The organism is Pseudonocardia sp. Ae717_Ps2 (genome assembly GCF_001932475.1).
Taxonomy (GTDB): domain Bacteria; phylum Actinomycetota; class Actinomycetes; order Mycobacteriales; family Pseudonocardiaceae; genus Pseudonocardia.
Map to the genome: position 1 here is coordinate 1,053,804 of NZ_MCIS01000001.1, position 18,070 is coordinate 1,071,873.

The following is an 18,070-nucleotide window of genomic DNA, read 5'->3' on the forward strand; positions in this document are numbered from 1 at the left end:
AGTACCCGGTGAACACCCGTCCGATCGCGGGTGTGCCCGGTGTCGCCCCCACGTGTGGTGAGGGCGACACCGGACGGGGGTCCTACTCGACGTCGACCCAGTCCAGGGTCCGCTCGACGGCCTTCTTCCAGCGGCCGTAGCCCTCGTCGCGCTGCTCCTGCGACCAGGTGGGCTCCCAGCGCCGGGCCTCGTTCCAGTTCTCCCGCAGCTCGTCGGTGTTCTTCCAGAACCCGACGGCCAGCCCGGCCGCATACGCCGCACCGAGCGCGGTGGTCTCGGCGACGACCGGCCGCGAGACCGGCACGCCCAGCACGTCGGCCTGGATCTGCATGCACAGCTCGTTCTGGGTGACGCCGCCGTCGACCTTGAGCGTCTCCAGGGTCACCCCGGAGTCCTTGGTCATGGCGTCGCTGACGTCGCGGGACTGGTAGCAGATCGCCTCCAGCGTGGCCCGGGCCAGGTGCGCGTTGGTGTTGAACCGGGACAGGCCGACGATCGCGCCGCGGGCGTCGGAACGCCAGTACGGCGCGAACAGGCCGGAGAACGCGGGCACGAAGTACACGCCCCCGTTGTCGGAGACCTGGCGGGCCAGCGACTCCGACTGCGAGGCCCCGGAGATGATGCCGAGCTGGTCGCGCAGCCACTGCACGGCCGAGCCGGTGACCGCGATGGATCCCTCCAGCGCGTAGACCGGGCGCTCGCCCTCGAACTGGTAGCACATCGTGGTGAGCAGGCCGGACTCCGAGCGGACCAGCTCGGTGCCGGTGTTGAGCAGCATGAAGTTGCCGGTGCCGTAGGTGTTCTTGGCCTCGCCGGGGGCGAAGCAGACCTGGCCGACGGTCGCCGCCTGCTGGTCGCCGAGGTCACCGGTGATGGGGACCTCGCCGCCGAGCGGACCGTTCGCGAGGGTCTTGCCGAACGCGGTCGCCGACGACGACGGCTTGATCTCCGGCAGCATCTGCCGCGGGATGCCGAAGAAGCCGAGCAGCTCGTCGTCCCAGTCGAGGGTCTCGAGGTCCATCAGCATGGTCCGGCTGGCGTTGGTCACGTCGGTGACGTGCAGTCCGCCGTTCGCGCCACCGGTGAGGTTCCAGATGACCCAGGTGTCGGTGTTGCCGAAGACCGCGTCGCCGTTCTCCGCGGCCTCGCGGACGCCGTCGACGTTCTCCAGGATCCACTGGATCTTGCCGCCGGAGAAGTAGGTGGCGGGCGGGAGGCCTGCCTTGCGACGGATGACGTCGCCGCGGCCGTCGCGGTCGAGCGCGGTCGCGATCCGGTCGGTGCGGGTGTCCTGCCAGACGATCGCGTTGTAGTACGGGCGCCCGGTGCGCCGGTTCCACACGACGGTGGTCTCGCGCTGGTTGGTGACGCCCAGCGCGACCAGGTCGGACGCGGTCAGCCCGGTCTTGGTGAGCGCCTGCTGGAGACAGGTGTTGGTGCGCTCGATGATCTCGATCGGGTCGTGCTCGACCCAGCCGGCCTGCGGCAGGATCTGCTCGTGCTCCAGCTGGTGGCGTCCCACCTCGTTGCCGCCGTGATCGAAGATCATGAAACGGCTGGAGGTGGTGCCCTGGTCGACGGCGCCGACGAACTCGGCCATGAGTTCTCCTGTGTGTCTCGAGCGGGTGGATCGGGGATGGGAGCGGTGGGTGCGCTCAGCGCATGTCGCCGACCTCCTGCGGAGCGTCCTCGACGGGGATGTACCGGTCGATCAGCAGCTTGAACAGGCCGCCGCCGACGAGAGCACCGATCACCGGCGCGACGATCGGCAGCCACCAGTAGGGCGTGCCGTCGCTCGTCACCCAGGCGGTGTCGTAGCCGGTGATCCAGGAGGCCAGCCGCGGCCCGAAGTCGCGGGCCGGGTTGATGGCGTAGCCGGCGTTCGCACCCCAGGCCATGCCGATGCCCACCACCAGGATGCCGATCATGAACGGGGCCATGTTGGCCAGCGGGCCCTTGTTGCGCGGGTGGACCAGCGCGAAGATCACGAACACCAGGATCGCGGTGCCGACGACCTGGTCGAAGAACGCCGTCGTGATCGTCGTCGGGGTGCCCGGCGAGGTCGAGAAGATGCCCTGGGTCTCGGTCAGGTTCGGGTCGACCGAGCGGATGAAGTCCGCGTAGACGAACCGGACGATCAGCGCCGCGACGAACGCGCCGAGGGTCTGGGCCAGGACGAACGGGGCGACCTTGCGCCACGGGAAGCCCTCGTACACGGCGAAGGCCAGCGTGACGGCCGGGTTGAGGTGTGCACCGGAGATCCGGCCGGCGACGTAGACGCCGAGCATGACGCCGAATCCCCAGGCCCAGGCGATCGAGTCGTGCCCGCCGTTGCTGCCGTCGGGCGTGGTCACGACCTGTGCGACGACGCCGACGCCGAACAGGATCAGGATCATCGTCCCGGCGAACTCGGCACTCAGCTCGCCGAGCAGCGACGGCGCCTTCTCGGCGGTCGCCGGGGTCGCCCGTGTGGTCTCCCGTGTGGTCGTTGCCGCGGGTGCGGGATCGCCCGCGCTGGTCTCGGAGCTCGTCATCGAACCCCCTCCTGGTGAGTCCCCCTCGCGGGACCGGGCGGCCCCGCCATGTGCTGCGCGACGCTAGGAGCGTGCGCGCCGGCGGGCAACGCGATCCGTTCGACGATGCCGAACGTTGCGGGTCGATCGGCCCATGATCGAGTCCGCCGGGCCCCCGGACGGCCTACGATCGCTGCGTGGCACGGGCGATCCAGTCGGTGGAGCGGGCGGCGGCGCTGCTGCGGCTGCTCGGCGGCGCGGGGCGTCCGCTGGCGCTGGCCGAGCTGGCGGCGGCGCTGGACCTGCCGCGCCCGACGGCGCACGGGCTGCTCCGCACCCTGCGGGAGGAGGGCCTGGTGGCGCAGGAGTCGTCGGGCCGCTACCTGCTGGGCGAGGGGCTGGGGCGGCTGGGCACCCCGTGGGACCGGCACGACCTGCGCGCGCGGGCGATGAACTGGGCCGACGCGCTGGCGGCTGGCACCGGCTGCGCGGTCTACCTGGGCGTGCCGTCCGCCGACGGCGCCGGGGTCGACGTGGTGCACCACGTGTTCCGGCCCGACGACACGCCGCAGCGGTTGCGGACCAACACCACCCAGCCGTTGCACGCGACGGCGTGGGGGCGGTGCTTGCTGGCGTTCGCGCCGGCATCGGTGCGGGCGGTCGAGCCGCTGGCGGCCTGGACCCGGGCGACCGTGACCGACCCGGCGGCGCTGGCCCGCGAGATGACCGCGACGCGGCGGCGCGGCTGGGCGGCCGACGCCGGCGGCTGGGAGCCGGGCGTCGGCGGGCTCGCGGTGCCGGTGCGCAGCGGGGGCGGGCTGACCGTCGCGGCGCTGGGGGTCGGCGCCCCGGTCGAGGAGCTGTTCGCCGCCGACGGCCGCGCCCGGCCGGAGGTCGTCGTCGAGCTGGTCGCCGCGGCCGCCGAGATCGCCGACGGGCTGGAGGGGCTGACGTGAGCGGCCTGTCGGCGGGGGAGCGGGTGGTGGCCGCGATCGACCAGGGGACGACGTCGACGCGCTGCCTGCTGTTCACCCGCTCGGGCCGGATGGTCGCGGTCGCCCAGCGCGAGCACCGGCAGCACTTCCCGAGCCCGGGCCGCGCCGAGCACGACGCGTCGGAGATCTGGCGGGCGGTGACCCGGGTGGTGCCCGCGGCGCTGCGCCGGGCCGGGCTGGGCCCGGAGAACGTCGTCGCGCTCGGTATCGCCAACCAGCGCGAGACGACGGTGATCTGGAACCGGCGCACCGGGGTCCCGCTGGCGCGGGCGATCACCTGGCAGGACACCCGGACCACCGACATCGTCGCCGGGCTCGCCGCCGACACCGACGCCGCCCGCTGGGCCCGGATCAGCGGGCTCGGCCCGGCGACGTACTTCGCCGGACCGCGGCTGCAGTGGCTGCTCGACCATGTGCCGGGCGCGCGCGAGGGCGCGGAACGCGGTGAGGTCCTGTTCGGGACGATGGAGTCCTGGCTGATCTGGAACCTCACCGGCGGCCCCGACGGCGGCGTGCACGTCACCGACGTCACCAACGCCAGCCGCACGATGCTGATGGACCTGCGCACGCTGGAGTGGTCCGACGCGCTGTGCTCGGCGCTGCGGGTGCCGCGGGGCATGCTGCCGACCATCGTCCCGAACGCCCGCGTCTACGGCCGGTGCGCGGGCCTGCTGGACGGGGTGCCGGTGGCCGGTGCGCTCGGCGACCAGCAGGCGGCGCTGGTGGGCCAGACCTGCTTCGCGCCCGGCGAGGCGAAGTGCACCTACGGGACGGGCGCGTTCCTGCTGAAGAACACCGGCTCGCGGATCCCGGGTTCGGAGGCGGGGCTGATCCCGACCGTCGGGTACCTGTTCGGTGGCCACCCGGTCTACGCGCTCGAGGGCTCCATCGCGATGACCGGCTCGCTGGTGCAGTGGTTCCGCGACGCGCTGGGCATGATCTCCACGGCGGCCCGGATCGAGACGCTCGCACTGACCGTCCCGGACAACGGCGGCTGCTACGTCGTCCCCGCCTTCTCCGGTCTCTACGCCCCGCACTGGTACCCCGACGCCCGTGGCGTGATCGTCGGCCTGACCTCCTACATCCACCGCGGACACCTCGCCCGCGCGGTGCTGGAGGCGACCGCGTGGCAGACCCGCGAGGTGCTCGACGCGATGAACGCCGACTCCGGCCTGCCCGTCACCCGCCTGAAGGTCGACGGCGGCATGACCGCAAACCACCTGCTCATGCAGTGCGTCGCCGACGTCCTGGACCTCACGGTGGAACGTCCCCTGGGCTCGGAGGCTGTGTCGCTCGGCGCGGCCTACGCCGCCGGCCTGGCCGTCGGCTACTGGCCGGACCCGGAGGTGCTGCGCCGCAACTGGCATCGGGCGGCCGCCTGGGAGCCGACGATGGACCCCGGCCTGCGCCGCCGCGAGCACGACAACTGGCGCCGCGCGGTGCAGCGGAGCACGGGGTGGGCGCGGTCGGACTGAGCCGCGACGGGCCGCACCCCCGGTGCCGTGTCCCCCGTGCCGCGCGCCTCAGTGCTCCGCGGCCCGCTGCTGATGCCGCCGTCGTCGGACCTGGTCCCGGTGCTCACGGTCGCGCATCTCCTGGGTCCGGCGCACGGCGACGTCGAGGATCCGCCCGGCCACCGGCCGGAACCAGTCGACCCACTCCGCCGGGACGCCGGTCACCATCCGCCGGGCACCGGTGTCGGTGACGTCGCCCCAGAGGATCTCGTGGGCCCGGGTGGTCACCAGGACGAGCAGCCGGCGACCGTCGTCGGGGTCCGGCTCGCGCTCGATCAGGTCGCGCTCCTCCAGCCGCGCGAGCAGCCGGGTTGTCCCCCCGGTGGCGAGTCCCACGGTCTCCGCGACCTCGGCGCCGGTCATGGCACGGCGGGCGAGCAGCAGCTCGGCGAGCACCGTGTACTCGTGCACCGTCAGCCCGAAGCGCTCGGCGACGGAGCGGATCCGGTAGAAGCCGAGCAGCTCCGCTCGGGCGAGGAGCGGTCCGAGCGCCTCCGCGGTCTCGGCTCGCGTCCGCCGGTCCTCCTCCGGCCCGGTGGTGGGGCCGGGGCTCCCCGGAGGGGTCTCCCGCCGAACTCGCTTACCGGGTAAGCGAATTCGGTCGGCCTCCTCACCGGGAGGCGGGGTCGGCGGGGGCTCCGCGCCTGGCCGTTCGGACCCGGCCCCGTGACCGCCGTGATCGCCCTGGCCGCTGTGATCGCCGTGGCCGCCGTGGCCGCCGTGGCCGAGTGTGGCGCCCGGATCCGGCGGTGCCCCGCCGTGCGACGGCCCCGGGGACCCGGTTCTCGGAATTCGCTTACCCGGTAAGCGAGTTCGCGGAACAGGGGTGTCCCTCAGATCCCGGCCGGGTCCGTCGCCTGCCGTGGAGTGGTCCGTGCCGGTGGAATGGTTCGTGGCGGTGGAATGGTCCGTGTCGCGCTGCACGGGCGAAGCGGTAGCAGCCCGGTCGGACCGCCGCGGCGGATTCCGCGTGAGCGGTTCGCGATCGTGGCGCCGCTCGGCGGGTGAACGCCTAGGTGTAGGCCCGGACGGCGTGACGTGCCCTCAGCGCCCCTGCCGCGGGGTGATGACCCAGGTCCGGTCGCCCGTGAGCTCGCGCAGCTGCGCGACCCGGGCGACGACGTTGCGCAGCTCGACGTAGAGCGGGGAGAGCAGCAGGTACCCCAGGAACCAGCCGGGCCGGCGCAGCTCCGGCGGCGCCGCCCGCCAGGCGAGCAGCGTCTGGCCCGGGCCGACGGCGAGGGTGTAGACCGTCGTCGCGAGCAGCAGCGGCACGACATCGCCGGGGCCGTGGTGGTGCAGGCCGAACGCCAGCACCGGCACCATCGCCAGGGTCACCCACGGGCACAGCTCCCGCCAGCCGAGCAGGAACAGCAGTCCGAGCCGGGCGCGCGCGGGCAGCCCGCGGGTGCGCAGCGCGGTGCGCAGGTGCCGGCGCGAGACCTGGAACCAGCCCTGTGCCCAGCGCAGCCGCTGGTGCCACCAGGCGCGCACGGTCAGCGGGGCGAGCTCGCGCGAGAGCAGGCCCGGGTCGACGACGCAGCGCCGCCCGGCCAGCAGCGCGCGGACCGATGCGTCGATGTCCTCGGTCAGCATCTGTGCCTGCATCCGGGTCGCGCGCAACGCCTCGGTCCGCCAGTACCCGTTGGAGCCGCAGAACAGGCCGAACCCGAACAGCCCGGCCCGCCCGGGGTGGCTCACGCCGTAGATGCAGGTGAACTCCACCGAGACCGTCCGGGCGACCCAGGACGCCGTGCCGTTGCGGACGCTGCAGTGCCCCTGCACGACGTCGGCACCGTGCGACAGCGCCCGCCAGGCCCGGCGCAGCGCGTCGGGTGCCGGGTGGTGGTCGGCGTCGAGGATGCCGGTGACCTCGCCGTCGGCGGCCCGCAGCGCCGCGTTGACGTTCTGTGCCTTCGTGGTGGAGTCCGCCACCTCGACGACGACCAGCCGCGGGTCGGCCGCGGCGAGGGTCCGCAGCTGCGCCTCCACCGGCTGCGGCCCGGGGGTGTTGTAGGCGACGACGACGGTCAGCGGACCGGGATAGTCCTGGGCCAGGGCGTGCGAGACGGTGTCGAGGATGGTCCCGGCCTCGTTCGGCAGGTACGCCGGGACGACCAGCACCGCGGGCGGCCACGGCGCGGCGGGTGCTGCCGGGGGACGGTACGGGCGCAGTGCGCGCAGGCCCTCCAGCCACACCGTCGTCGCCGTCATGACCAGTGCCGCGACGACGACCAGGTACGCCGGCCTGGTCAGGTCGGTCCCGAGCCGCCAGGCCGCGTCCAGTACCAGCAGCGGGAGACCGACCCCGGCCGCGGTCGTCGCGAGGATCTGGACCGGGGTGCGGAGCAGGTCGCGCAGCCGTCGGCGGGCCACGGGCGCCGGCCGGTGCGCCGGGCGCCGGCCGCCGTCGGACGGGACCGGCGGGACCGGCGGGGCCGGCGGAGCAGCCGGTGCGGCGGGGCCGGACGCGGGGAGCGGCGGGTCCGCGGGCCGGTCGTCGAGGGGCGGGGGCATGGCCCGGCCACGCTAGCCGGGAGACACTTTGCGTGATGATCATGTCACGCAGAGTGTGTCCGTGTGGGTGAGCCGGCACTGCTCGGCATCCTCCGATCCTCCCGACTAGCGTCGCGGTCATGAACGACACCGCCGTCGCCGCCGGGCGTCTCGCCCGAGGGCTGGAGCCACTGCACTCCCAGGTCTACTTCGCCGTCGAGGCCGAGCCGGCCTACACCGCCGCGGGGCTGGAACCGGGCCGGATGAGCTACTTCGCCCCGCGCGCCGCGCCCATGGGCGCGGTCGGACCGTCGGTGGTCACCGCGACGTTCTACAACTTCTCCCCGAGGCTGGTCGCGAAGTCGGTCCCGCGGGCCTGGGAGCTGGCGTCCCCCTCGGATCTGCTCGACGTCCGGTTCGCCGTCGCCGACGCCTCGCTGCGCCGCACCCTGGGCGACGACACCGTCGCCTCGCCGGAGATGGCCGAGGCCGCCGGGCTGGCCCGGACCGCGGCCGAGGCCGTCACCCCCGACGGGCGTCCGCTCGCCGCCGGGCACCTCGACGTGCCCTGGCCGACCGCGCCGCACCTGGTCCTCTGGCACGCGTTGTCGATCCTGCGCGAGCACCGCGGCGACGGGCACATCGCGCTGCTGGTCGAGGCCGGGCTGTCCGGGCTGGAGGCCCTGGTCACCGCGACCGCGACGGGCACCGGGTTCACCGTGGCCTTCGCCCGCGGCAGCCGCGGCTGGTCGGCCGCCGAGTGGAACGCCGCCGTCGCCGGACTCGCCGACCGCGGCCTGCTGCAGCCGGCCGACACGGCCGGGGACGACGCCGTCGAACCGGTCCTGACCGAGGAGGGCACGGCGCTGCGCAAGCGGATCGAGAACGACACCCACCACCTCGGCGCCGCGCCGTGGACGGCACTCGGCGCCGACGGGGCCGCGCGGCTCGGTGAGCTCGGCGGGGCGTTCGTCCGGACTGCTCTGGCGAACGGCGCGTTCCCCGCCGAGGGGGTCTTCGCGGCGCGTCCGAAGGGCTGATCGTCGTCCGCGCCCGGCCTCACGACGGGCGCGGTGTCCTGGCTGCCCGATATGGTGCGCTCCGCGACCGGCCACCGTGGCCGGCGCGGTGACCTGCAGGAGGACCTCCGGTGCTCGAGATCAGCGGCCTCGAATGGGCCGTCACGATCGGCGTGATCGTCGCGCTGCTCGCGTTGGACCTCGTCCTGGGCTGGCTGCGGCCGCACCGGGTGGGATTCACCGAGGCCACCGCGTGGTCGGTGTTCTACATCGCGATCGCGATCGTGTTCGGGCTGGTGTTCGCGACGATGCACGGCTGGGACTTCGGCACCCAGTACTTCACCGGCTACATCGTCGAGAAGAGCCTGTCGGTCGACAACCTGTTCGTCTTCGTCGTGATCATGACGACGTTCGCGGTCCCGGAGGAGCACCAGCACAAGGTGCTGACCTTCGGCATCGTGCTCGCCCTGATCATGCGTGCGATCTTCATCGCGGTCGGGGCGACGCTGCTCAACCTGTTCTCGTTCATGTTCCTGGTCTTCGGTCTGCTGCTCCTGTGGACCGCGGTGCAGCTCTACCGGCACAAGGACGAGGACCCCGACATCGAGGACAACATGGTCGTGAAGGGCGCGCGCAAGCTCTTCCCGGTCACCGAGGAGTACCACGGCGGGAAGCTGTTCACCCGGGACAACGGCCGCCGGGTCGCGACCCCGATGTTCATCGTGCTGGTCTCGATCGGCGGCATCGACCTGCTGTTCGCGCTGGACTCGATCCCCGCGGTGTTCGGGGTGACGCAGGAGGCGTTCATCGTCTTCACCGCCAACGCCTTCGCGCTGCTCGGTCTGCGGGCGTTGTTCTTCCTGGTCAAGGGCCTGCTGGACCGGCTGGTCTATCTGTCGGCCGGGCTCGCGGTCATCCTCGCGTTCATCGGCGTGAAGCTGATCCTGCACTGGCTGCACGTCGACATCTCACCGGCCGTGCCCGAGATCCCGACCATGGTCAGCCTCGTCGTGATCCTGGGGATCCTCGCGATCGTCACCGTCGCCAGCCTGATCAAGACCAAGGGCGACCCGACGGCGACCGCGCACGCCGGGTCGCTGCGGGCCCGCAAGGAGCGCCCCGAGCAGCACGACTGAGCCGGTCCGGCCGGCCCGGCGCTCAGCCGGGCAGGCCGGCCAGGCCGGGCCCGCCGAGCGGGGTGACCTCGATGTAGTCCGGCGGCGCGGTGAGCAGCGCCAGCACGTCGCCGAGCCCGCTCTCGCCGATGTCGCGGCTCAGCGCCGCCTCCGACGACGCGGCGTCGGACCACATCTCGGTGACCCAGACGACGTCGGGCTCGTCGGGGGTGGCGTTCACGACGTAGGCGAGGCAGCCGGGCTGGGCGGCCATGTCGTCGGCGACCCGCAACAGCGCGCCCGCCAGCTCGGTCCCCTGTCCCTCCAGGGCCACCATCCGCACGTACCGGCCGACCCGCTCGCTCGTGTCCACGGCGGCGACCGTAGACGGCCGGTCCGGGCACCCCGGGGTCGGGGCGGGCTCGCCGACCCGCATCCAGGACAGGAACCGACCGCGATCGGGGGCACACTGGTCGTCGTGATGGGGACATCGGCGCGGCTGCTGCGCCTGCTCGGGCTGCTGCAGGTGCCGCGCGACTGGACGGGGCCCGCCCTGGCCGAGCGCCTGGAGGTCGACGTGCGCACCGTCCGCCGCGACGTCGACAAGCTCCGCACCCTCGGCTACCCGGTGCACTCCACACCCGGGGTGACCGGCGGCTACCGGCTCGGCGCCGGGGCCGCGCTGCCACCCCTGCTGCTCGACGACGACGAGGCCGTCGCCGTCGCGGTCGGGCTGCGGACCGCCGCGGGCGGGTCGGTCTCGGGCATCGAGGAGACCTCGGTCCGGGCCCTGGCCAAGCTGGAGCAGGTCCTGCCGAACCGGCTGCGCCGGCGCGTCGCCGCGCTGGGCACCGCGACCTCGACACTCGCCGCGCGCGGCCCGACCGTCGACGCGGACGTGCTGTCCGCGCTGGCCGCCGCCTGCCGCGACCACGAGGTCCTCCGGTTCGACTACGTCGCGGGGGACGGGACCGAGACCCGTCGCGTCGCCGAGCCGGAAGGGCTCGTGCACACCGGGCGCCGCTGGTACCTCGTCGCCTGGGACACCGGCCGCGACGACCGCCGCACCTTCCGGGTGGACCGGATGCGCCCGAAGCTGCCGGCCGGGCCGCGCTTCACCCCGCGCCCGGAACCGGAGGGCGGGATCGCCGCGTTCGCCCAGCGCGGCATCTCCTCCGGCGCCTACCCGCACCGGGCGCGAATCGTGTTCCACGCCCCGGCGGAGCGGATCGCCGAGCACGTCACCCCGGCGTCGGGGATCGTGACCGACCTGGGCGGGGACCGCTGCGAGCTCGCGGCCGGGGCCTGGACGCTGGAGTCGCTGGCGGTGTGGCTGTGCTTCTTCGGCGTCGACTTCGAGGTGGTCGAACCGGTCGAGCTGGTCGAGCACCTCGACGCGGTCGCCGCCCGCCTCGGCCGGGCCGCGGACCACGCGCGTACGGGCGGCGCGGGCTGACCCGGTGCCCGCGCAGGAGCGGGGGGCCGGGGTGTCCCCGGAGCGGGGCGGGCGGCTCAGAGCAGCGCGCGGACCGCGCCCACGGGCGTGCCGTGGCCGAGCACGTCGGTCCGGGTCGCCCCGGTGAGCGCGGCCGACCCGGCGCCGAGGGACTCCAGCACCGCGCGGGCGACGACCGGCAGCGGCCGCGGCGACCCGTCCAGCACGGTGACGGCGAACGCCCGCCCGTCGGGCAGCGCCGCGGCCAGCACGCCCTCGGCGCCGTCCTTGGCGACCAGGCCCGGCACCGCGCCGGCGAGCCGGGTCACCGGCCGGTCCGTGCCGCCGACCCACCACGGGTGCGCGCGGACCGCGGCCCCGACCCGCCCCTCGACGGTGTCCGGGGCGGCCGTCGCGAGCGTCGCGAAGGCCCGGGCCAGCCCGGCCGGGGTGCTGCCGAACAGCGGCGCGCCGCAGCCGTCGACGGTGGTGACCCCGACCGGCACCCCGGTCAGCTCGGCGACGGTGTCCCGGACCAGCCGCTGCAGCGGGTGCGCGGGATCGCGGTAGCCGGCCGTCGGCCAGCCCGCGGCCACACAGGCGGCGAGCATCCCGGCGTGCTTGCCCGAGCAGTTCTGCAGCACCGGCGACGGCGACGTCCCCGCCGCGCGGGCGTCCGCGGCGGCCGCCGTCCCCAGCGGCAGGTCCGGGGTGTTGTCCAGGTCGGTCTCGTCGAGTCCGGCGCCGGCGAGGATGCGCCGCACACCGTCGACGTGGTCGGGCTCGCCGGAGTGCGAGGCGCAGGCCAGCGCGAGCAGCTCTCCGTCGAGGTCCAGCCCGGCCCGCAGCATCGCGACCGCCTGCACTGGCTTGAGCGCCGAGCGCGGCAGGAACACCACGTCCGGGTCGCCGTGGCCGGTCACGGTGCCGTCGGGGTGGTGCACCGCCACGGTGCCCAGGTGCACCGACTCGACGGTGCCCTGCCGCTCGACGACGGCCAGCGGGACGGCGGCGGCGACCCCGGGCGGGACGACCATGTCAGCTCGCCGAGCGAGTGTCCTGCCCGCCGAGGGAGTTGAACTGGGGGAGCGGTCGCCGGCACAGGAAGGTGCGGGCGGGCGGCGGGTTGCGCCACTCGGTCGCGGTCTCCACGACCTCGTCGAAGTGGGTGTCGAGCAGGTCGCGCAGCACCCGCACGCGGTTCGGCAGCGCCATCCAGGTGATGATCATGCTCATCACCCCGCCCGGGGTCAGCCGGCGCGCGATCGTCCCCATGACCTGCAGGCGCAGGGTCTGCGGGAACACCGCCCACGGCAGGGTCGAGACGAACGCGTCGACCTCGGTGATGCCGGCCTCGTCGAGGATCCGGTCCAGGTCGGCGACGTCGCCCTGCACGACCTCCAGCCACGGCTTGTGCCGGCGCAGGTGGGCGACCAGCTCCTCGTCGATCTCGATCGCGAGGTAGCGCGCGTGCGGGCCGAGGCGCTCGCGGATCGGCTCGGCGAGCACGCCCGGCCCCGCCCCCAGCTCGACGACGACGCCGTTCGTGCCGCGCGGCACCACCCCGGCGAGCTGGCGGCACAGCCGCCGCCCGGTCAGGAACGGGGTCGCGAGCTGGTCCATCTTCGAGAACGAGCGCTTGAAGAAGACGGCGTGGTCGGGTCGGGCCATGCGCACCATCGTGGCGGCCGCGGGCTCCGCGGTCATGTCGGGGCGACCCGGGTCACTCCGCCGCGGCCGCGGCGACCGTGTCTCCTGCCGTGTCTCCTGCCGTGTGTTCCTGCTGTGTGTTCTGCGGTGTCGGTCCTGTTAAGCGCGACGGCAGGGGCTTTCGTACACGCTGGATCCACCGTATACAGAACGCATGGCATCGGATGACGCGCTGGTCGACGCCCTGCGTCGCGCGATCGTGGAGGGCGTGTACCCGCCCGGTCACCGGCTGGTGCAGGAGGAGCTCGCAGACCGCTACGGCGTGAGCCGCATCCCGCTGCGGGAGGCGCTGCGCACCCTGGTGGGGGAGGGGCTGCTGCGCAGCGAGCCCGGCCGCGGCACCTTCGTCACCGAGCTGGACCTGGCCGAGATCGACGAGATCTACGACCTGCGCCGGATGGTCGAGCCCAGCTTCGCCCCGCACGTCGCGGAACGGGTGTCGCGGCGCGACGTCGCCCGCTTCGACGGCATGGCCGGTGAGATGGACCGGGTCACCGACACCGGTGCCGCCGCCTGGTCGCGCACCAACCTCGCGTTCCACCTGGACATGTACCGGCTCGCCGGGTTGCCGCTGCGCTACGAGCTGATCTCCCGGCTCTACCACCGCCTGGAGCCCTACTCCCGGTTCTACGTGCACGGCACCGGCGCCTACGACCGTGTGCAGGACGAGCACCGCGGGATGGTCCAGGCACTGGCCGACGGCGACGCCGACGAGCTCCGCCGTCTCGTGCTCGCCCACATCGACGGCGGCCAGGACGGCCTGCACGCGGCCTGGTCGGCCGACCGCGGCGAGCTGTCGGCGTTCTGGGCCGGACGGGACGCGCGGTGATCGCGCTGAACACCGACGTCGGGGAGGGCTTCGGCGCCTGGGTGCCGGACGACCGGCCGCTGCTCGACGTCGTCGACGCCGCCAACGTCGCCTGCGGCTTCCACGCCGGCGACCCGGACGTCATGCGCCGCACCTGCGACGACTGCGCGGCGCGCGGCGTGGCGGTCGGGGCCCACGTCTCCTACCGCGACCTCGCCGGGTTCGGCCGCCGCTTCGTCGACGTCGCCCGCGACACGCTGGTCAACGACGTCGTCTACCAGATCGGCGCGCTCTCGGTGTTCGCCGCGGCGGCCGGCACCCGGGTCGGGTACGTCAAGGCGCACGGCGCGCTCTACCACGCCACCGGCACCCACCCCGACCACGCCGACGCCCTCGTCGAGGCGGTCCGGCTCGTCGACCCGGGCCTGCCGTTGCTGTGTCTGCCCGGCACCGAGGTGTGGGATCGCGCGCTCGCGGCCGGTCTCGGCCCGCGCGCCGAGGCGTTCCTGGACCGCGGCTACACCGCGGCCGGGAGTCTCGTCCCGCGCGGACGGCCCGGTGACCTGGTCCGCGATCCCGCCGAGGCCGCCGCCCGCGCCGTCTCGGTCGCCCGCGACGGGACGGTCACCGCCGTCGACGGGACCGTCGTCAGCGTCCGCCCGCCCGGCGGCGCGGTCGCCGCGCTGTGCGTGCACGGCGACACCCCCGGCGCCGACGCACTGGCCCGCGCCGCCCGCGACGCCCTGTCCGCCGCAGGGATCGGCTGCGGTGCGGCCCCGCTCGCAGGGGCGGCCCGGTGACCGCGCCCGCCGTGCACCGCGCCGGCGACCGGTCCTGGATCGTGGACTGCCTCCCCGGGACCGTGCGCGCGGTCGCCGACGGCGCCGTGACCGACGGCTGGGACGCCTGGGTGACCGACGTCGTCCCGGCCGCGGCCACCGTGCTCGTCGTCGCGCGCCCCGGCACCCGGATGGCCGCGCTGCGCCGCCACCTGCGGACCCTTGCCGTCGGCGCCGCCGCCACCACCGTCACCGATGCGGGCGCCCCCGTCCCCCCGGCCCGGACGGTCGAGGTCGGCGTCCGCTACGACGGCGCCGACCTGCCCGCCGTCGCCGACCGGCTCGGGACCACCCCGGCCGAGGTCGCCCGGGCGCACGCCGCCGCGACCCACCAGGTCGGCTTCTTCGGCTTCGCCCCCGGTTTCGCCTACCTCGACGGGCTCCCCGACGCGCTGCGGCTGCCGCGGCTGTCCACCCCGCGGCCCCGGGTGGAGGCCGGCGTCGTCGCGATCGCCGGGAACCAGACCGTGGTCTACCCGGGCGGGACGCCCGGTGGCTGGCACCAGATCGGCACGACCACGGCGGTCCTCTGGGACGTCGACGCCACCCCGCCCAACCGGCTCGGGCTCGGCGACCGCGTCCGCTTCGTGGAGGTGCCCGCATGACCGCGCTGCTCGACCCGCCCGCCCGCGCCGCCACCGTCCCGCCCGCCGCGGGACCCGGACCCGGCCCGCGGCTGCGGGTGCTCGACGCCCGGCCGGGCGCCAGCGTGCAGGACCCGGGCCGCCCCGGGCTCGCGCATCTCGGCGTCACCGCGTCCGGGCCGGTCGACCGGGCCGCCTTCGCGACGGCGAACCGGCTGGTCGGCAACCGGCCCGGAGAGGCCGCCGTCGAGGTCACCCTGGGCGGTCTCGCGGTCGTCCTCGACGTGCCGCGCTGGGTGGCGGTCACCGGCGCCCCGGTCCCGGTCACCCTCGACGGCCGCCCGGTCGCCGACCCCCGCTGCGTGCGGGTACCGGCCGGAGCGCGGCTGCGGCTCGGCACCCCGCCGCGCGGGCTGCGCAGCTACCTCGCCGTCGGCGGCGGGATCCGACCCGCCCCCGTGCTCGGGTCCCGCGCCCGGGACTCGCTGACCGGGCTCGGCCCGCCCGCCGTCGCCCCGGGCGTCGACCTGCCGCTCGGCCCCGTGCCGGGCGAGCCGCCCGCCGTGCCGGTCGAGCTCGCCGCGCCCCGGCTGCCCGGTCCCGCGACCCGGGTCCGGTTCCACTGGGGCCCCCGCGACGGCGTCCTCGGCCCTGCCGACCGCGCCCTGCTCCGGCGCGCGCCGTGGCGCGTCTCCGGGCACTGCGACCGGGTCGGCATCCGGCTCACCGGCGCCACCCTCGCCGTCGGCGACCGGTCGCTGCCCAGCGAGGGCGTGCCGCTCGGCGCCGTCCAGGTCCCGCCGTCGGGCGAGCCCATCCTGTTCCTCGCCGATCACCCCGTGACCGGCGGCTACCCGGTGGTCGGCGTCGTCGCCGACGCCGACATCGACCTCCTCGGCCAGCTCCGGCCCGGGGACCCCCTGCGTCTGGACGCCATCCCGTCCGGGCGCGACACCGAAGGATGAGAGGTACCCCTGTGTCCGCACCGACCACGGAATCCGCCGCGATCGTCACCTCCGTGCGCCTGCCGTTCCACCTGGCGATCCCGGTGGACGACATCGAGGCGGCCCGCGAGTTCTACGGCACCCTGCTCGGCTTCCCCCGCGGCCGCTCCGCCGAGCGCTGGACCGACTGGAACGTCGCCGGCCACCAGGTCGTCACCCACCAGGTCGGCGAGCCGTCGGACACCCCGCGCGCGGGCGTCGCCGGCACCAACCCCGTCGACGGCCACGACGTGCCGGTCCCGCACTTCGGGCTCGTGCTGAGCGTCCCGGAGTTCCGCGCACTGGCCGAGCGGCTGACCGCCGCCGGCACGCGGTTCGTCATCGAGCCGTACGTGCGGTTCGAGGGGGAGCCGGGGGAGCAGTGGACGATGTTCTTCCTCGACCCCGCGGGCAACGCGCTCGAGTTCAAGGCCTTCGCCGACCCCGAGCAGCTGTTCGCCGTCTGATCCCCACACGGTCGCGGCCCGTCCCCGGACGGGCCCGCGGCCGGGGTCATCGGCGGGATGCCGCCCGCCGATGACCCGCTGTGCCACCGGTGTCGCCGTCTCGCGCGCGCCGGGTCTGCTCCACCCACCACACCGCGATCACGCCTGCCCGCAGCAGCGGGACCCCCACCGGGAGACACCCATGACCCTATCAAGCGACGCCCCCACCGGGCGGGCCGCCGAGACCCCCCCACCCCGTCGCCGAGCTCGGCCCGGTCCCGCCGCGCGGCGCTCGCCGCCGCGTCCGGGACCGCCGTCGAGTACTACGAGTTCGGCGTCTACGGCTACCTCGCCGTCGTCATCGGGCCGCTGTTCTTCCCCAGCGCCGACCCGGTCGCCTCACTGCTGTCGACGCTCGCGGTGTTCGGCAGCGCGTTCCTCATGCGCCCGCTCGGCGGCATCGTCCTCGGCCGGCTCGGCGACCGCCTGGGCCGCAAGCCGGTCCTGGTGTTCACGATCACCGGGATGGGCACCGCGACCGCCCTGGTCGGGCTGCTGCCGACCGCGGCCACCGCCGGCCTGCTCGCCCCCGCCCTGCTGGTCCTGGCCCGGCTCGCCCAGGGCTTCTTAGAGGTCGCGCGGATTGATCACAGCTGGGTCGCGGCCGGGTGTCGATGGTGAGGGGCGGGCACGGGCCTGTCGATCATGAAGTTGTTGACTCTTCGTGATCGTCTGGAGGCCGCGTGCCCGCCCTGCCATCATGGTTGACCGAGCCGTTGTGGGACCAGTTCGCCGCGCTGCTGCCGCCCCGGGTCGAGTTCGATCCCACTCATCCGTGGGGCTGTCACCGCCGCCGGATCGCGGATCGGGTCGTGTTCGACAAGCTCCTGCAGGTGCTGCGGTTCGGCTGCCCGTATCAGGGCGTCTCCGACAGCACCTGCTCGGCGACCACCATCCGCGATCGCCGTGACGAGTGGATCCGGCTCGGGGTCTTCGCCCAGCTACGCCGGATCGCCCTGGACGCCTACGACCGCATCGTCGGCCTGTTGCTTGACGACGTTGCCGTCGACGGCGCCATCACCAAGGCCCCCGGCGGCGGTGAGGTCGCCGGACCGTCACCGGTTGACCGGCGTAAACAGGGCATGAAGCGATCGGTGCTCGTCGAGGGCCATGGCATCCCACTGGGCCGGGTCCTGGCCGGGGCACACCGCCACGACTCCCCGCTACTGGGCCCCACTCTCGACCACCTCGACGCTCTCGGCCCGCTGCCCGACGACATCACCGTGCACCTCGACGCCGGCTATGACTCCGGTAAGACCCGCGACACACTCACCGAACGGGGCCTGCACAGCGAGATCGCGCGCAAGGGCGAGAAAGCACCGATCCAGGCCACCCAACGCTGGCACATCGAGCGCACCAACGCCTGGCACAACAGCTTCAACCGGCTGCAGCGCTGCTACGAACGCCGCGAAACCGTCGTCGACGCGTTCTTCGACCTCGCCGACACCATCATCACACTCCGTAGCCTGATCCGGCAGGCCTGGACCACGCACCGCTGGGACAGCCGACCACACCGCCGCCCATGATCATCCATCAATCCGCGCGACCTCTTA

Annotated in this window: 19 protein-coding genes; 12 read left to right on the plus strand and 7 right to left on the minus strand. The window is 74.5% G+C overall.

Features of this window, described 5'->3' with window-relative positions:
* Nucleotides 1-82 precede the first annotated feature (82 nt).
* Both glpK (Ae717Ps2_RS05120) and Ae717Ps2_RS05125 read right to left on the minus strand, forming a co-directional pair.
* Nucleotides 83-1,600, minus strand: a complete 1,518-nt coding sequence (gene glpK, locus Ae717Ps2_RS05120) for a glycerol kinase GlpK (protein ID WP_075307793.1) — start codon at nucleotides 1,598-1,600, stop codon at nucleotides 83-85.
* A 55-nt stretch (nucleotides 1,601-1,655) separates the two neighbouring features.
* Nucleotides 1,656-2,534 carry an MIP/aquaporin family protein gene (locus Ae717Ps2_RS05125; RefSeq protein ID WP_083695668.1) on the minus strand — a complete coding sequence of 293 codons (879 nt, stop codon included), beginning with the start codon at nucleotides 2,532-2,534 and terminating at the stop codon, nucleotides 1,656-1,658.
* Between the two features lie 176 nt (nucleotides 2,535-2,710).
* Between Ae717Ps2_RS05125 and Ae717Ps2_RS05130 the strand changes: the two genes are divergently transcribed.
* Entirely contained in the window at nucleotides 2,711-3,469 is a 759-nt protein-coding gene (locus tag Ae717Ps2_RS05130) for an IclR family transcriptional regulator (protein WP_060710959.1), read from the plus strand.
* The gene (glpK, locus tag Ae717Ps2_RS05135) at nucleotides 3,466-4,983 is read left to right on the plus strand and encodes a glycerol kinase GlpK (protein WP_083695670.1); all 1,518 of its coding nucleotides are present in this window, start codon (nucleotides 3,466-3,468) and stop codon (nucleotides 4,981-4,983) included. Before Ae717Ps2_RS05130 ends, glpK (Ae717Ps2_RS05135) begins: the two co-directional genes overlap by 4 nt.
* Before the next feature lie 48 nt (nucleotides 4,984-5,031).
* Here glpK (Ae717Ps2_RS05135) and Ae717Ps2_RS35020 read toward each other — a convergent pair whose 3' ends face one another.
* Both Ae717Ps2_RS35020 and Ae717Ps2_RS05145 read right to left on the minus strand, forming a co-directional pair.
* Nucleotides 5,032-5,433, minus strand: a complete 402-nt coding sequence (locus Ae717Ps2_RS35020) for a MarR family winged helix-turn-helix transcriptional regulator (RefSeq protein WP_075307791.1) — start codon at nucleotides 5,431-5,433, stop codon at nucleotides 5,032-5,034.
* 633 nt (nucleotides 5,434-6,066) lie between these two features.
* Nucleotides 6,067-7,539: a glycosyltransferase gene (locus tag Ae717Ps2_RS05145; RefSeq protein WP_075307789.1), complete on the minus strand. Its 1,473-nt coding sequence runs from the start codon at nucleotides 7,537-7,539 to the stop codon at nucleotides 6,067-6,069.
* 119 nt (nucleotides 7,540-7,658) lie between these two features.
* Between Ae717Ps2_RS05145 and Ae717Ps2_RS05150 the strand changes: the two genes are divergently transcribed.
* Together Ae717Ps2_RS05150 and Ae717Ps2_RS05155 are read left to right on the plus strand one after the other, a co-directional pair.
* Nucleotides 7,659-8,558: a hypothetical protein gene (locus Ae717Ps2_RS05150; protein WP_075307787.1), complete on the plus strand. Its 900-nt coding sequence runs from the start codon at nucleotides 7,659-7,661 to the stop codon at nucleotides 8,556-8,558.
* Between the two features lie 110 nt (nucleotides 8,559-8,668).
* On the plus strand, nucleotides 8,669-9,673 hold the full coding sequence (locus Ae717Ps2_RS05155; RefSeq protein ID WP_075307784.1) for a TerC family protein: 1,005 nt from the start codon (nucleotides 8,669-8,671) through the stop codon (nucleotides 9,671-9,673).
* A 22-nt stretch (nucleotides 9,674-9,695) separates the two neighbouring features.
* Here the strand turns inward: Ae717Ps2_RS05155 and Ae717Ps2_RS05160 are convergent, their stop codons facing one another.
* Nucleotides 9,696-10,025, minus strand: a complete 330-nt coding sequence (locus tag Ae717Ps2_RS05160) for a putative quinol monooxygenase (RefSeq protein ID WP_020623433.1) — start codon at nucleotides 10,023-10,025, stop codon at nucleotides 9,696-9,698.
* 105 nt (nucleotides 10,026-10,130) lie between these two features.
* Here Ae717Ps2_RS05160 and Ae717Ps2_RS05165 point away from each other — a divergent pair, with 105 nt between their 5' ends.
* Nucleotides 10,131-11,108: a YafY family protein gene (locus Ae717Ps2_RS05165; RefSeq protein ID WP_075307782.1), complete on the plus strand. Its 978-nt coding sequence runs from the start codon at nucleotides 10,131-10,133 to the stop codon at nucleotides 11,106-11,108.
* 56 nt (nucleotides 11,109-11,164) lie between these two features.
* Here Ae717Ps2_RS05165 and Ae717Ps2_RS05170 read toward each other — a convergent pair whose 3' ends face one another.
* On the minus strand, nucleotides 11,165-12,124 hold the full coding sequence (locus Ae717Ps2_RS05170; protein ID WP_075307780.1) for an asparaginase: 960 nt from the start codon (nucleotides 12,122-12,124) through the stop codon (nucleotides 11,165-11,167).
* A 1-nt stretch (nucleotide 12,125) separates the two neighbouring features.
* The gene (locus Ae717Ps2_RS05175) at nucleotides 12,126-12,758 is read right to left on the minus strand and encodes a class I SAM-dependent methyltransferase (RefSeq protein ID WP_158071458.1); all 633 of its coding nucleotides are present in this window, start codon (nucleotides 12,756-12,758) and stop codon (nucleotides 12,126-12,128) included.
* 193 nt (nucleotides 12,759-12,951) lie between these two features.
* Between Ae717Ps2_RS05175 and Ae717Ps2_RS05180 the strand changes: the two genes are divergently transcribed.
* The 7 genes from Ae717Ps2_RS05180 (at nucleotide 12,952) to Ae717Ps2_RS05210 (ending at nucleotide 18,043) form a co-directional block, all read left to right on the plus strand.
* On the plus strand, nucleotides 12,952-13,626 hold the full coding sequence (locus Ae717Ps2_RS05180) for a GntR family transcriptional regulator (RefSeq protein ID WP_020626001.1): 675 nt from the start codon (nucleotides 12,952-12,954) through the stop codon (nucleotides 13,624-13,626).
* Nucleotides 13,626-14,405 carry a LamB/YcsF family protein gene (locus Ae717Ps2_RS05185; protein WP_075312188.1) on the plus strand — a complete coding sequence of 260 codons (780 nt, stop codon included), beginning with the start codon at nucleotides 13,626-13,628 and terminating at the stop codon, nucleotides 14,403-14,405. The genes Ae717Ps2_RS05180 and Ae717Ps2_RS05185 overlap by 1 nt, the downstream gene beginning before the upstream one ends.
* Complete coding sequence (locus Ae717Ps2_RS05190; protein WP_158071459.1) at nucleotides 14,402-15,049, plus strand: allophanate hydrolase subunit 1; 648 nt, start codon at nucleotides 14,402-14,404, stop codon at nucleotides 15,047-15,049. Before Ae717Ps2_RS05185 ends, Ae717Ps2_RS05190 begins: the two co-directional genes overlap by 4 nt.
* Complete coding sequence (locus Ae717Ps2_RS05195; RefSeq protein WP_083695674.1) at nucleotides 15,046-15,993, plus strand: biotin-dependent carboxyltransferase family protein; 948 nt, start codon at nucleotides 15,046-15,048, stop codon at nucleotides 15,991-15,993. Before Ae717Ps2_RS05190 ends, Ae717Ps2_RS05195 begins: the two co-directional genes overlap by 4 nt.
* Nucleotides 15,990-16,478, plus strand: coding sequence for a VOC family protein (locus Ae717Ps2_RS05200; RefSeq protein WP_083702271.1), 489 nt, complete (start codon nucleotides 15,990-15,992; stop codon nucleotides 16,476-16,478). Before Ae717Ps2_RS05195 ends, Ae717Ps2_RS05200 begins: the two co-directional genes overlap by 4 nt.
* 57 nt (nucleotides 16,479-16,535) lie before the next feature.
* Complete coding sequence (locus Ae717Ps2_RS05205; protein ID WP_075333089.1) at nucleotides 16,536-17,138, plus strand: MFS transporter; 603 nt, start codon at nucleotides 16,536-16,538, stop codon at nucleotides 17,136-17,138.
* A gap of 62 nt (nucleotides 17,139-17,200) precedes the next feature.
* Nucleotides 17,201-18,043 (plus strand): IS5 family transposase, encoded by an 843-nt coding sequence (locus Ae717Ps2_RS05210; RefSeq protein WP_075329730.1) that lies wholly within the window; start codon nucleotides 17,201-17,203, stop codon nucleotides 18,041-18,043.
* The last annotated feature ends 27 nt before the right edge of the window (nucleotides 18,044-18,070 follow it).